Genomic DNA, 14,405 nt, shown 5'->3' with positions numbered 1-14,405 from the left:
TCAGTTCCAAGTAATAAGACAGGAAAATCGAAAATGCTCGCTTCATTTTTGATTCTCTTGTCTTATTTTCAAATTGCGAAACAAACATTATTTTATATGAATGAACAAGGAGGAATTATTTTGTTTGATAAAGTAGATCAACTCGGCGTGAATACGATCCGTACATTGAGTATCGACGCAGTACAAAAAGCAAATTCAGGACATCCGGGGTTACCAATGGGTGCCGCGCCAATGGCTTATGCACTGTGGACGAAACATTTGAAAGTAAATCCTAAAACATCTAAAAATTGGGTCGATCGCGACCGCTTTGTCTTGTCTGCAGGACACGGTTCAGCGATGCTCTACAGCTTGTTACACTTAGCAGGGTACCAAGTGACGATCGATGACTTGAAACAATTCCGTCAATGGGAATCAAAAACACCAGGACACCCTGAAGTCAACCATACAGACGGTGTGGAAGCGACAACTGGCCCACTCGGTCAAGGAATCGCAATGGCAGTTGGTATGGCGATGGCAGAAGCACATTTGGCAGCGACGTACAATAAGGACAACTTTGATGTCGTGGATCATTACACGTATGCGTTATGTGGCGATGGCGACTTGATGGAAGGCGTTTCTCAAGAAGCAAGTTCAATGGCTGGCCATATGAAACTTGGCAAATTGATCGTGTTATACGATTCAAATGATATTTCTTTAGACGGACCAACCTCAAAAGCCTTCACGGAAAATGTTGGCGCACGTTATGAAGCTTATGGCTGGCAACATCTTTTAGTCAAAGACGGTACAGATTTAGAAGCAATCTCAAAAGCGATCGAAGAAGCGAAAGCAGAAACAGACAAACCGACATTGATCGAAGTGAAAACAGTGATCGGCTTTGGCGCACCTAACCAAGGAACTTCTGCGGTCCACGGCGCGCCGATCGGTATAGAAGGGATTCAAAAAGCCAAAGAAATCTACGGCTGGGAATATCCAGACTTTGCCGTACCAGAAGAAGTAGCGGAACGTTTCCATCAAACAATGGTCGAAGAAGGCGAAAAAGCTGAAAATGCTTGGCATGAAATGTTCGCTGCGTACAAAGAAGCTTATCCAGAATTAGCACAACAATTTGAAGATGCGTTTGCAGGCAAATTACCTGAAAATTGGGATGCAGAACTGCCAACATACGAAGAAGGCGAAAGCCAAGCAAGTCGTGTGTCTAGTAAAGAAGTCATCCAAGAATTATCAAAAGCGATCCCAAGTTTCTGGGGTGGTTCAGCTGATTTATCCGGCTCAAACAATACCATGGTGACAGCGGATAAAGACTTCACTCCTGAACATTATGAAGGCCGCAACATTTGGTTTGGTGTTCGTGAGTTCGCAATGGCATCTGCGATGAATGGGATTCAATTACATGGCGGTACACGCATCTATGGCGGGACATTCTTTGTCTTTGTCGATTACTTGCGACCAGCTGTCCGTTTAGCAGCGATCCAAAATACACCAGTCATCTATGTGTTGACCCATGACTCGGTAGCGGTCGGTGAAGACGGCCCAACGCATGAGCCAGTAGAACAATTGGCTTCTGTTCGAAGTATGCCAGGGGTTCATGTCCTACGTCCAGCAGACGGCAACGAAACACGTGCCGCATGGAAAGTAGCTATGGAATCAACAGATACACCGACGATCTTAGTACTAAGTCGTCAAAACTTGCCTGTTTTGCCATCAACAAAAGAAGTGGCAGATGACATGGTCAAAAAAGGCGCTTACGTCTTATCACCAGCAAAAGGAGAGCAACCAGAAGGCATCTTGATCGCCACTGGTTCAGAAGTAGCTTTAGCTGTCGATGCACAAAAAGTATTGGCAGAACAAGGCAAAGACGTTTCTGTCGTTTCAATGCCAAGTTTTGATTTGTTTGAAAAACAATCAGCTGAATACAAAGAAAGTGTCTTGCCAAAAACAGTCACAAAACGTGTTTCTATCGAAATGGCTGCTTCTTTTGGTTGGGAACGTTATACAGGGACACAAGGGGCAATCATTGCGATCGATCGTTTCGGCGCGAGCGCACCTGGCGAGACGATCATCAAAAACTATCAGTTTACAGTAGAGCATGTGGTTGAAGTCTTTGAACAATTGTAGGATGTATTCTTGTTCATTACTAAGACAAAATCTACGTAAATGATGAGAAATGTACGTTGTTTAGTTAAAATCTGCCGAACAGGAATCAAATGATTTCCGGTTCGGCAGATTTTTTATTGTTATTTTAGTTTTAAGTGTTTGATTCCTAAAAAATGTTGAAGGTTTAAGACTACGCCTCCAAGCAGTGTCGCTTTTTCGTTCAATGAGCTGTTGCGGACAACTAATTGATTTGAAAAATGATTTCGTAGATTCCCTCTTAGTTGTTCGATCATATCAGGTATTTCACGATAGAGTGAGCTATTCAAAACGATGATCGACGGATCATAGTGGGCAATCAGATTGTTGATGCCTATCGTCAAGTAGTTGATATTTTCTTCAACGACTTCCCGTGCATCATGATCTTGGTTTTGGTAATATTCCCGAAGAATGATGGCATTGACATAATCCAGTTTTTTCCTTTGAGCAAATTGCTCGTAGCAAACTTTATTTGCGGCATACATTTCCAAACAGCCACGATTACCACAGCGACATGCCTTCCCATCCATGACGATGATTTGATGACCGATTTCCCCAGCAAAGCCATGTGCACCAACTTCTAAATTCCCATTTTTGACGATACCAGCACCAATCCCACTGTGCATATTGATGCTTACAAGATTTTTGGAATCGGAGGTAAAAGTATACTCACCTAAAGCTGCAAGATTTGCTTCATTTTCTAAATAAACAGGATAGTTTCTAAGTTTTTCTGCGATTTTGCGAAAAGGTATATGATCAAAGTTATAGTGAGGACCAAAAATGGGTTCGCCATGATAGACGGGGCCATGAACGGCAATTGCCACGCCAATGATCCCATACTCGGTCGTAGGCATCTGTTGTTCAAATAGAGTAAAGATTTCTGAAAGATAACGATCAATGGCTTCTTCATCTAGTGTGATTGGTTTTTTCTTGATATGTTGGACTTCCTCGCCATCTAAATAAGTCAATAGACCATTGATGTAGTTATAGCCGATATCGATGGCAATCGAAAGACCCGCTTTTCCGTTATATTGAAGAATGATTGGTTTCCGTCCGCCGACATTGCTTGATTCGCCAATACCGGTTTCGATCACGAGATGATCATCGATCAATTTTTTGACAATGGCAGAGACGGTTGCTTTTGTTAGCCCGGTCTTGGCTGAAAGCTCAGCACGAGAAAGTGCAGGATGATTCATAATGAGTTCTAGACATAAAGATTCATTCGGGCTACGTCGGGTATAAATTGGATTTTTCAAAGTAAATCACTTCCTGTTCATTATGTAATGAGGATACGTCCTAAAGTATACTGGTAATCTCATTATTTTTCTAGTTATTTATCTGCAGCTAATTCGTTTTGTAAAGCCAGTGAATTAACTGGATTAGAATAATAATCCTTTGATAATAATAAAAAAATAGCTTGACTATAAAAATGAAAGCGTATACTATATACTCGTTAAGTTAGTTTGTTCGATGAACTAACTAATAGAGAAAGACAAATTAGGAGGAATTTATAATGAGCTATTTTCCACAAGTAGAAAAAATCCAGTACGAAGGAACAACGACAACCAATCCCTTTGCTTTTCGTCATTTCAATCCGGAAGAAGTCGTTGCTGGCAAAACGATGAAGGAGCATTTACGCTTTGCGGTCGCTTATTGGCATACTATGACACAAGATGGCAGTGATCCATTTGGCTCACCAGTCAATCAAAGAACATGGATGGGCGCGACTGAAATGGAAACAGCCAAAAATCGAGTAGCTGCCTTCTTTGAGATTTTAGAAAAACTAGGCGTTGACTATTTTTGCTTCCATGATGTCGATATCGCACCTGAAGGAAACAGTTTAGAAGAATTCTATGCCAATTTAGATGAAATCACAGACTTGATCAAGGAACACATGGAGCGTACAGGAATCAAACTGCTTTGGAACACAGCGAATATGTTCAGCCATCCACGGTATGTGAACGGTGCCGCTTCAACAAACCATGCAGATGTCTTTGCTTATGCCGCAGCACAAGTCAAAAAAGGCTTAGATATCTCCAAAAAACTCAACGGCCAAAATTATGTATTCTGGGGCGGTCGTGAAGGATATGAAACGTTATTGAATACGGATATGGCGTTTGAGCAAGATAATATTGCGCGTTTGTTCAAAATGGCGATCGCCTACAGTGAAAAAATTGGGCATACGCCACAGTTCTTGATTGAACCAAAACCAATGGAACCAAGTAAACATCAATATGATTTTGATGCAGCGACTGCGTTACAATTCATTCAAAAATACGGTATACAAGAGAAATTCAAACTTAACTTGGAAGCCAATCATGCCACTTTAGCTGGGCATACGTTTGAACATGAAATCGAAGTGGCACGAATCAACAATGCGTTAGGTTCACTTGATGCGAATCAAGGGGATGTGTTACTTGGTTGGGATACCGATGAGTTTCCAACGAACGTCTATGATGTCACTTTGGCTATGTATGGTGTCTTAGAAAATGGCGGGATCGCACCTGGTGGAATCAATTTTGATTCAAAAGTCCGTCGTTCAAGTTTCGCGATGGAAGATCTGTTCTTAGCACATATCGCTGGAATGGATACATTTGCGAGAGGGTTGAAAGCAGCCGCGAAATTAAAAGAAGATCGTTTCTTCGATACCTTAAAAGAAAAACGTTATGCGACTTTCCAAGAAGGCATTGGGGAATCCATCGTCAATGACAAAGAAGATCTGGAAAGTTTGACGGACTATGCGTTGAACTTGAAAGACATCGAGTTGGAATCCAGTCATATTGAATATGTCAAATCTTGTTTGAATGATTATTTGGTTTAATCCATCTGATGGAGAATCTCTTTCGGTTAGCTAAAGATAGCTGTCATTGCCCCCTTTTTGATCGTTGAGAGAGATTCTCCTAAAAAAATAAAATGAGGTGCACGATGAAAATTAAAAATCCAGTATTAACAGGTTTTCATGCTGATCCATCGATCATACGAGTAGATGATACTTATTACATTGCTAACTCAACGTTTGAATGGTTTCCAGGTGTTCAGATCTATGAATCAAAAGACTTGATGAACTGGCGCTTAGTGGCCCGCCCATTAGCGACTGTTGAGCTGTTGGATATGAAAGGGAATGAAGATTCAGGAGGGATCTGGGCACCAGATTTATCTTATGCGGATGGAAAATTTTGGTTAGTTTACACCGATGTCAAAGTGGTCAATGGGGCGTTCAAAGATTGTACAAATTATTTGACGACCGCAGAAGAAATCACTGGTCCATGGAGCAAACCCATTCGACTGAACGGTGTCGGCTTCGATGCTTCACTTTTCCATGATGACAATGGCCGAAAATACTTGGTTCAAATGGAATGGGATCACCGCGAATACCATCATCCGTTCAATGGGATCAAATGTACCGAATATTCAGTGGAACAACAACGCTTGCTTCCTGAAACAGGCAAGATCATTTGGAAAGGAACCGACGTCAAATTAGTGGAAGGACCACATCTGTATAAGTTATTTGGTTATTATTATTTGTTTTGTGCAGAAGGTGGCACTGTCTATACGCACCAAGAAGTGGTCGCACGTGCAAAAACGTTAGAAGGACCGTTTGAGAGTCAAGCAGAGACCTTTTTAACTGCCTATGATTCTCCAGAAAATCCCCTGCAAAAATGTGGTCATGGTGCGTTAGTCGATACACCAGAAGGCGAATGGTATTTTGCCCATTTGACCGGCAGACCTTGGCATCATAAAAATGAATCGATCCACGACCCTCGTGGCTGGTGTACATTAGGCAGAGAAACAGCGATCCAAAAAGTAACATGGTCGGAAGACTTATGGCCAGAAATCGTGGGCGGAAAGCAAGGGAGCTTAGAAGTAGACGCACCAAAAGGAGTGACCCCTCATCCTTATGAAAAAGTGGTACAAAGAACCGACTTCGAACAAAGTGAGCTGCCATCACAATTCCAAACAGTACGTGTTCCTTTTACGAAGGAGATCGGAATTTTGAAAGATGGCAAGTTGACATTACGAGGTGCTGGAAGTTTAGCCAATACACATAGGCATTCACTTGTTGCAAGGCGTTGGCAAGCTTTTGAGTTTGAAGCAGAAACTGCCTTGAGTTATTCACCGACGACGTTCCAACAAATGGCAGGGTTGACGAATTATTATAATTCGCAGCATTGGTCGATGATCCAAGTGACTTGGCAGGAAGAAAAAGGTCGGGTCATTGAAATCACTGAGAATAATCAAGGTGTATTCAAAAGTTATTTACAAGAACAGGCGATTCCGGTTCCAGAAGATGTGACGATGGTTTATTTCAAGACAATTGTCAGAAAAGAGACATACACCTATGCTTATTCATTTGACGGAAAAGCATGGACAGAATTAGCGATCCAGTTAGATGCAAAAGTATTATCTGATGAGTATGTCAACCAGACGCATGGCGGTTTCTTTACGGGCGCATTTGTCGGCATGGTCAATGTCGATTACTCAGGGTATGATTTGCCGGCTGTGTTTGATTATTTTGATTATCGGGAAAAACAAAGTGAGTAAAACAGCGTTGTCGTTTCAGGAGTAAGAGGAGGGTTCCATGGAAAAAGAACGGTTATTTTCAATGTCTGATATTGAAAAAAGTTTTGGTCCTGTACATGTCTTGAAAAAAGCACAGCTTGAGATAAATAAAGGTGAGATCCATGCTTTCATGGGGGAGAACGGAGCAGGTAAATCGACGTTGATGAATATTCTTGCCGGCTTGATCGATAAGGACGAAGGGAAAATCATATTTGAAGGAAAAGAGATCTCTAAGATGACACCTGATCTTGCACAAGAATTAGGGATTGCGTTCGTTCATCAAGAATTGAATCTAGCAGAAGATTTGTCTGTTGCGGAAAATATCTTTATTGGACGTTTGCCTTATAAAAACAAGACATTAGGAATTGTTGACTTTAAAAAATTATATGAAGACACGCAGCAATGGCTGAATCTAGTAGGATCTACGATTCTGCCTACGACATTGGTTGCTTCGCTTTCTACTGCCAATAAGCAATTGATTGAAATTGCCAGAGCGCTTAGTTTGAACGCTAAAGTGATCATCTTTGATGAACCGACAACTTCTTTGTCTGAAAAAGATGTCGAAGTTTTATTTATTATTATTCGCAGATTGAAAGAAAAAGGCGTTTCGAGTATTTACATCTCCCATCGCATGAAAGAGATCTTTGAATTAGGTGAACGCATCACGATCATGCGTGATGGGGAATATATTTTGACAGATGAAGTGAAAAACTTGTCTGAAGAAGAGATCATCGCGCGATTAGTTGGGCGAGAAATCAAGGATCTGTATCCGAAACAACCGACCCAATTAGGTGAAACCTACTTACAAGTTACCAACCTTTCTGATTCTTTTGGGCGGGTAAAAAATGTCAGCTTCCAAGCAAGACGTGGGGAAGTGTTAGGTTTTGCGGGGTTAGTCGGCAGTGGCAGAACAGAAACGATGCGACTGATTTTCGGTGCGGATCGCGCAAAATCAGGTGAAATCAAATTGGCGAACCAGCCGGTAGTGATCAAATCACCTGTCGATGCGATTCGTCAAGGCATTGGGCTATTGACGGAAGATCGGAAACATCAAGGCTTGTTCCTAGGGCTCTCGATCCAAGACAATATCACGATAACGAATCTAGGTGGGTTTATATTAAAACATGGGTCACTCAGTCAAACGGCACATCAGTTTGTTCAAGACGTGAAAATCAAAATCAGCGACATTGCACGTCCAGTTGCTAGTCTATCGGGTGGAAATCAGCAGAAAGTAGTTTTAGCAAAGTGGTTGAACACGACAAATGAAGTATATATTTTTGATGAGCCAACCAAAGGAATCGATGTCGGGGCAAAATCAGAAATTTATACGATCATCAACGAGTTGGCACGTCAAGGGAAAACGATTTTGATCGTCTCTTCGGAAATTTCTGAATTATTAGGCATATGTGACCGAATCCAAGTCTTTCGTGAAGGTAGGATCACAGGAGAAGTCGTCGTCGCTGAGTATCAGGATAGAAAAGATGAGGCCCAAGAATTGATCATGACATATGCCACACTTAATGAATAGGAATGATGCTTCCGTTAGAGGGTATGTAAACAAAGGAGAGAGCTATGGAAAAACGAAACAAGTTAACGATCAAGTCACTTTTTATGAATTACTCTGTCTATTTAGTCTTAATTGCCTTGATTCTCTATTTTTCAATTGCGAATGCTGATTTTTTGAGCACCTTCAACATTGAAAATTTCTTCCAACAAATCCCACCGGTAGGGATTTTGACTGTTGCTTATGCGATGATCTTGATTTGCGGTTATGTTGATCTATCCATCGGGTATGTCGGGATGGCAGCAGGAATGATCGGTTTATATGCGGCAAATCAAGGAATGCCTGCGCCACTCGTTGTGCTTCTCGCCTTGCTGACTGGCGCGTTGTTAGGAGCCATGAATGCTTTATTGATCAAAAAATTTGATTTACCCTCATTTATTCTGACATTAGGAACAAGCTACGTCATCAAAGGGATGTTGGGATTTTTCACAGATGAACAGTTTATCGGCTCAGAAAATGCTTGGTTCAATCAATTGGCTAAAACACCGATCGGTACAAATATGTTCAAAAGTAATGCGTTGATTTTTCTAATCGTTATCGTCGTATTTGCTTTTGTGATGAAAAATACGCGTTTAGGAAGATATACCTATGTCGTAGGCTCAAATCAAGAGGCGGCTAGGCTATCTGGGATAGATACTGACAAGCATATTATCAAAATGTTTATGATTGAAGGAATGTTAGCGGCAATCGCTGGTCTGTTGATCGTTTCAAACTTAAATGGTGGCGCTTCCAAAGACGCGAATGGGTTAGACTTGTTCGCGATGGCAGCAGCTATCATGGGCGGTACATCATTTAGCGGTGGGATCGGTACGATCGGCGGTGCAGTTGCAGGTATCTTAACCTTGCAAGTATTTAAAAATGGCTTGACCTTGATGGGTGTAAATTCATTCTTGCAAGATACCGTCACCGGACTAGTCATTATTTTAGCAATCATCATTGATTATTTGAAACGTCGAGCAAGTCGTCAGTCTTAATTACAATCAAAGGAGCGAAAAGACCATGTTTAAAAAATCATTTTGGATCATTAGTATGTTTGTTGCGTTATTATTAGTTGGTACAGGGTGTAGTTCAAGTGATTCCGCCGATGCTGACAGTGAAAAGACGTTGTACTTCATCCCGATCGTAGATACAGGTGCTTATTGGAACCCGATGAAAAAAGGAGCAGAAGATGCCGCGGCAGAACTAGGCTATACATTGGTTACGAAAACTTCACCTTCTGCTGAACCAAGTAAGAAAGAAAAGCATATCGGCTTTATCAGAGAAGCGGTTGCTAAAAACGCCGCAGGGATCGCGATTGCACCGATTGAGAAAAAAGCATTCGTCGATCCGATCAAGGAGGCAATGGATAAAGGCATTCCTGTCATTACGTTTGATGCCGATTTAGAAAATCCAGAAGATCGGACAGCTTATGTTGGTACGGACAACGTTTCAGCTGGGAAAGAATTGGGATTACGTGCAGCAGAAGAAATGAAGGCAAAAGGGATCACCGGTGGTTCGATCGCGATTGTTTGTGTGGACGTTGCACAACCGACAATGATCGATCGCGAAAAAGGATTGAAAGAAGGCTTTGCAGAGGTCTATGGACCAGATGCTGAAAACTTTAACTTTTTAGCCACTATTCAAGATAACGACCAACCATCAGAATCGAAAAAACAATTAGAAGGCTATATTGCAGCGAATAGAGATTTAGTCACTGTCTTTTCTTTAGGTTCTGAAGGCCCGAACGTAGGGGTAATGAGCGCGCTAGAATCGCAAGGAAAAGCAGGACAGGTTCTTCATTACGGGTTTGATTATACGGATACTTGGTTAAGAGGTGTGGCGGATGAACGAATTACAGCCATCGTTGACCAAGATGCCTACCAAATTGGTTATCAAGTCATTGAGAATCTAGTGAAAGCCATTGACGGAGAAACGATTGATGCAACCATTCCAATCGATGTCAACTACGTGTTAGCCGAAGACTTAGAAGAATATGGAAAAGAAAAAAGTAAAGTGAAAACCGACTCTGTCGAAGAGGACGAAACAGAAAGTACGGACGAAACAGAATAAAATACGTATATGATCAATGGAAAGAAACAGGCGGTGACTTCAAGGAGCAGACTGTTTCTTTCACTTGTTTAAATTAGAAAGGAAAATCAACGATGTATGTATTAGGTTTAGACTTAGGAACAAGTGCATTGAAAGGCTTAGTGTTTGATCAAAAAGGGCAACTAGTGGGAGAAGCAGTTGCTTCTTATCCTATGAGTAATCCACAAATGGGTTATAGCGAGCAACAACCAGCGGACTGGCTCAAAGCAGCAGATCAGGTGATAAAAGAATTGGTAGAACAAGTGACTGATTTCAAAGATGAACTAGTAGGCATCAGCTTTTCTGGACAGATGCACAGCTTAGTATTATTGGATGAAGCAGACCAAGTTCTAAGACCAGCTATTTTATGGAATGACGTACGAACGACCACGCAATGCCAAAGAATCACTGAAACCATAGGAGATAAGTTGCTTCAACAAACAAAAAACAAAGCATTAGAAGGCTTTACGCTCCCTAAAATCCTATGGGTCCAAGAACATGAACCAACAGTTTGGGAAAAGGTCAAACAGATCCAATTGCCAAAAGATTATTTACGATTCTGGTTGACCGGCTCGTATCATATGGATTATTCGGATGCGGCTGGAACGCTACTGTTGAATCAAGAAACCAAGCAGTGGGATGAAGAAATCATCGAAACCTTTGAAATCAACGCAGACATCTTACCTCCTTTAGTGGCATCTACTGAAGTAGTCGGCACATTGAAAGAAGAACTAAAAGAAAGATACGGATTTACCAAACAAATCAAAGTGATCGCAGGCGGTGCTGACAACGCTTGTGGCGCTGTGGGCGCTGGGATTTTAGAAGAAGGTCTAGGCTTGTGTTCAATCGGTACAAGCGGAGTATTTCTTCGATACGAAAAAAATGTGGATAGAGACTACCAAGGGAAACTCCATCTCTTCCAACATGCCTCAGGGGCAGCCTATTCCATGGGCGTGACCTTAGCGGCGGGCGACAGCTTGAGCTGGTTCAAGCAGCGCTTTGCTCCAAATCTATCATTCAATGAGTTATTATCAGAGGTAGGAACCGTTGATGCTGGCAGTAATGGGTTGTTGTTCACTCCTTATATCGTAGGCGAACGAACTCCTTATAGTGATAGTCAAATCAGAGGAAGCTTTATCGGGATTGATACGCAACACGAACTGAAACACTTTACCCGCAGCGTGTTAGAAGGAATCACCTTCTCTTTAAAGGATTCACAAGAGATCATGGAGGAAATGACCCAACAAAAAATAGAAAAAATCGTCTCGGTAGGTGGCGGCGCCAAAAATCCAGCATGGCTGCAAATGCAGGCAGATATTTTCAATCGCCCGATCGTTACTTTAACAACTGAACAAGGACCTGGCTTGGGAGCCGCCATGTTAGCAGCAGTCGGCTGTGGCTGGTTTGCCGATTTGAACGAATGCGCAGCGGTTTTTGTTTCCTACCAATCGCCAGTACAACCCGATCCACAACAAGTTGAAATGTATCAAAAGGTATATGCACGTTATCGTAAAGTATATGAATGTACAAAGGAAATCTGTCATATGTATGAAAAGTGACACACGAATGATTGAGTGAAAGGAGGGCTTTTTCGATGAAAAAAATAGTCACATTATTAGGCGATTTTTATCATCCACATGATCAGTTAGTCGATTATTTTCAGGGAATAGTTAAGAAGTTTCCACAAGAACTAGAGATGACTGATCTGACAATTGATCAACTGAGGAAAGCCTTGCAAGAGCAACCAGATATATTCCTTCTTTCAAAGGAAAATCGGTTAGCGCCAGAAACAGATCAGGCGGTTTGGTTAGATGAAACATACGATCAGCTGATCACCGAGTATGTGGCGAATGGAGGAAGTCTGATCGCACATCATTCAGGACTATCTAACTATCCGATCCATTCCACTTTTCATGACATGCTAGGTGGACGATTCATTCATCATCCTAAACCAACAGAAGTCGTTTATCGGGATCAAAAGGGTCTGTCTTACAAGATTTGGGACGAACACTACTTCACGGAGGTAGATCAAGCGAAGACAGAAGTTCGCCTGCACAGCTATTCTCAATCCGGCGAATCGATTGCTGCTTGGCGCCATCAATATGGCAAAGGTAGCGTCTTTTGCATCACACCTGCACATTTTTCAGAAGGGTTACAACATGAAGCAACTGAAAAGCTACTTTTAGAAGGGATCGATTGGTGTCTAAAGCTAATGTGATTGTGATGAAAAAGATGGATAGTTTTTTTATAACTCTATTTATGTTTCCAATCAATGCTATACTTGAAGTATTCAATAGATTGGAGAAAAGTTATGAGTCAAACAGAATTTATCATCCTTCTTATCGTCGGACTTATCGGAGTCTTAGTTGCGTTAGAAATCAATTCACGAAGAAAACTAAGAGTCGATGTCCGTTACAAGTGGGGCAAACTTCCATATCAAGTACGATTCGATAAGGAGGAAAGCTTAAAAGAAGCTTGGCAGACAGAAAAAAAGTTTCGAACGTGGGATAGCGAAGTCGATGATTTGACTTGGTATGATCTGGATATGTTTGAAGTATTCGAAACAGTCAATCATACGTATTCGAGTGTAGGTTCAGAAGCGTTGTACCAACGTCTACGTAACTTTGATTTTGGACACGATCAACGGTTAGAACAATTAATCACTTTCTACCAAGAAAATCCTAAATTGAGAGAAGAGATCCAGTATCAATTTGCACGACTAGGGAAAAAAGATCGAAATTTTGCCAAACAATATTTAGCAGATGGTAAGAGCAAGAAAATTGGTCATATCGGTTTGTTTGCTTTCTTAGGCATGTTACCGCTCATTGGCTTAGGGCTATTTTTACTCGGGCAAATGGTCGGGATCTTTGTCGCAATCGTTAGCGTATTGTTCAATACGATCTATTATTTGATAAAAAAACAAACGCTCGAAACAGAACTTAACAGTATGGGCTATCTTGTTTCCACGATTTCTGCGGCGAAAAAAATCGCTACGTTTGCCACACCATTGCAAGCGGAACTGCAAAAAAATGTTCATCCTTTGAGAGATATCCCTAAGTTCGGCTTTTCGTTTCGCGTGAAAAATGGCTCGGAAGCGGAGTTGTTTTTTGACTATTTGAATATGATGTTCATGTTACCTTTTATTTCGTATCATTTTGTTATTAGTCGATTGGAGAAAAAAACGAAAGAAGCAATCGATCTATGGCAATTATTAGGCGAGTTAGAAGTGGCAGCGGCGGTGTTGAACTATCGCACGTACATGCCTTATTCCTGCCAACCAGTGGTTTCAGAAGGCGGGATCATCGCAGATGATACGTACCATCCTTTGATTTCAGAGGCAGTCGTCAATCCAATCGCTTGGCAACAGAACACATTGGTCACAGGCTCGAATGCTTCAGGAAAATCGACGTATGTTAAAAGTATTGCGATCAACTGCATTTTAGCGCAAACGATCCAAACCGCTTTAGCCGAATCTTTCACGCTCCAACCCGGTCATGTCTTGACCTCAATGGCGATCGAAGATAACTTATTTGAAGGCGATAGTTACTTTGTTTCAGAAATCAAATCGATCAAGCGTTTATTGCAACAAGTGGAAACTAATGAACGCTGTTATTGCTTTGTCGATGAGATTTTGAAAGGCACAAATACGATTGAACGGATTGCTTCTTCGGCAGCAATCGTGAACTGGCTGAGTGATTATCCATCGTTAGCATTTGTTGCAACACACGATATCGAACTGACAGAGATCTTGAAGAAAGATTGTGCCAATGTCCATTTCGAAGAGCAAGTAACGCCTGAAAAAGGGATCAGCTTTGACTTTAAATTAAAACAAGGACCTGCTAAAACAAGAAATGCCATTGCTTTATTAGATGTGCTGAAATACCCTAAAGCCATCGTTGACGAGGCACAAGCAGAAGCCGCCTTTTTTGATCAACATCGCCAATGGCGAGTAGTTGAATAAGAACTAATATGAAACAAAGAGGAAACAGCTAAACGACATCATTGATAGGGAAAAAACCACTAGCATGCCAGATATATTTTTCTGGAATTTCTTGTGGTTTTTTCATTTTTTACTGTGATACTC

10 protein-coding genes are annotated in these 14,405 nt (G+C 41.5%); 9 read left to right on the top strand and 1 reads right to left on the bottom strand.

The genetic code is table 11. The features are described 5' to 3' along the window. Positions 1 to 120 precede the first annotated feature (120 nt). Positions 121 to 2,115, top strand: a complete 1,995-nt coding sequence (tkt, locus tag DOK79_RS05150) for a transketolase (RefSeq protein WP_339093039.1) — start codon at positions 121 to 123, stop codon at positions 2,113 to 2,115. Positions 2,116 to 2,234: 119 nt separating this feature from the next. On the opposite strand, the gene DOK79_RS05145 is transcribed toward tkt, so the two are convergent. Further along, positions 2,235 to 3,386 carry an ROK family transcriptional regulator gene (locus DOK79_RS05145; RefSeq protein WP_206853048.1) on the bottom strand — a complete coding sequence of 384 codons (1,152 nt, stop codon included), beginning with the start codon at positions 3,384 to 3,386 and terminating at the stop codon, positions 2,235 to 2,237. A gap of 257 nt (positions 3,387 to 3,643) precedes the next feature. Here DOK79_RS05145 and xylA point away from each other — a divergent pair, with 257 nt between their 5' ends. The 8 genes from xylA to DOK79_RS05105 all read left to right on the top strand — a co-directional run bounded on the left by xylA (position 3,644) and on the right by DOK79_RS05105 (position 14,282). Further along, the gene (gene xylA / locus DOK79_RS05140) at positions 3,644 to 4,951 is read left to right on the top strand and encodes a xylose isomerase (RefSeq protein WP_206853049.1); all 1,308 of its coding nucleotides are present in this window, start codon (positions 3,644 to 3,646) and stop codon (positions 4,949 to 4,951) included. A 104-nt stretch (positions 4,952 to 5,055) separates the two neighbouring features. Beyond that, entirely contained in the window at positions 5,056 to 6,672 is a 1,617-nt protein-coding gene (locus tag DOK79_RS05135) for a glycoside hydrolase family 43 protein (RefSeq protein ID WP_206853051.1), read from the top strand. Positions 6,673 to 6,709: 37 nt separating this feature from the next. After that, on the top strand, positions 6,710 to 8,218 hold the full coding sequence (locus DOK79_RS05130) for a sugar ABC transporter ATP-binding protein (RefSeq protein WP_206853053.1): 1,509 nt from the start codon (positions 6,710 to 6,712) through the stop codon (positions 8,216 to 8,218). A 44-nt stretch (positions 8,219 to 8,262) separates the two neighbouring features. Then, entirely contained in the window at positions 8,263 to 9,228 is a 966-nt protein-coding gene (locus tag DOK79_RS05125) for an ABC transporter permease (protein ID WP_206853054.1), read from the top strand. A 25-nt stretch (positions 9,229 to 9,253) separates the two neighbouring features. Then, positions 9,254 to 10,303 carry a sugar ABC transporter substrate-binding protein gene (locus tag DOK79_RS05120; protein WP_206853056.1) on the top strand — a complete coding sequence of 350 codons (1,050 nt, stop codon included), beginning with the start codon at positions 9,254 to 9,256 and terminating at the stop codon, positions 10,301 to 10,303. Between the two features lie 92 nt (positions 10,304 to 10,395). Further along, positions 10,396 to 11,880: a xylulokinase gene (gene xylB / locus DOK79_RS05115; protein WP_206853057.1), complete on the top strand. Its 1,485-nt coding sequence runs from the start codon at positions 10,396 to 10,398 to the stop codon at positions 11,878 to 11,880. Positions 11,881 to 11,915: 35 nt separating this feature from the next. Further along, positions 11,916 to 12,539 carry a ThuA domain-containing protein gene (locus tag DOK79_RS05110; protein ID WP_206853059.1) on the top strand — a complete coding sequence of 208 codons (624 nt, stop codon included), beginning with the start codon at positions 11,916 to 11,918 and terminating at the stop codon, positions 12,537 to 12,539. Positions 12,540 to 12,632: 93 nt separating this feature from the next. Then, positions 12,633 to 14,282 carry a MutS-related protein gene (locus DOK79_RS05105; RefSeq protein ID WP_206853061.1) on the top strand — a complete coding sequence of 550 codons (1,650 nt, stop codon included), beginning with the start codon at positions 12,633 to 12,635 and terminating at the stop codon, positions 14,280 to 14,282. The last annotated feature ends 123 nt before the right edge of the window (positions 14,283 to 14,405 follow it).

This window comes from Enterococcus sp. DIV1094 (assembly GCF_017316305.2).
Taxonomy (GTDB): Bacteria; Bacillota; Bacilli; order Lactobacillales; family Enterococcaceae; genus Enterococcus_B; species Enterococcus_B mangumiae.
Note: the sequence above shows the minus strand (reverse complement) of the source record. Positions and strands in the feature narration are given on the sequence as shown.

What these genes read in the sequence shown, in the direction of transcription:
- xylA (WP_206853049.1), top strand. Translation starts at nt 3,644, where the DNA reads ATGAGCTATTTTCCACAAGTAGAAAAAATCCAGTACGAAGGAACAACG.
- DOK79_RS05135 (WP_206853051.1), top strand. Translation starts at nt 5,056, where the DNA reads ATGAAAATTAAAAATCCAGTATTAACAGGTTTTCATGCTGATCCATCG.
- DOK79_RS05130 (WP_206853053.1), top strand. Translation starts at nt 6,710, where the DNA reads ATGGAAAAAGAACGGTTATTTTCAATGTCTGATATTGAAAAAAGTTTT.
- DOK79_RS05125 (WP_206853054.1), top strand. Translation starts at nt 8,263, where the DNA reads ATGGAAAAACGAAACAAGTTAACGATCAAGTCACTTTTTATGAATTAC.
- DOK79_RS05120 (WP_206853056.1), top strand. Translation starts at nt 9,254, where the DNA reads ATGTTTAAAAAATCATTTTGGATCATTAGTATGTTTGTTGCGTTATTA.
- xylB (WP_206853057.1), top strand. Translation starts at nt 10,396, where the DNA reads ATGTATGTATTAGGTTTAGACTTAGGAACAAGTGCATTGAAAGGCTTA.
- DOK79_RS05110 (WP_206853059.1), top strand. Translation starts at nt 11,916, where the DNA reads ATGAAAAAAATAGTCACATTATTAGGCGATTTTTATCATCCACATGAT.
- DOK79_RS05105 (WP_206853061.1), top strand. Translation starts at nt 12,633, where the DNA reads ATGAGTCAAACAGAATTTATCATCCTTCTTATCGTCGGACTTATCGGA.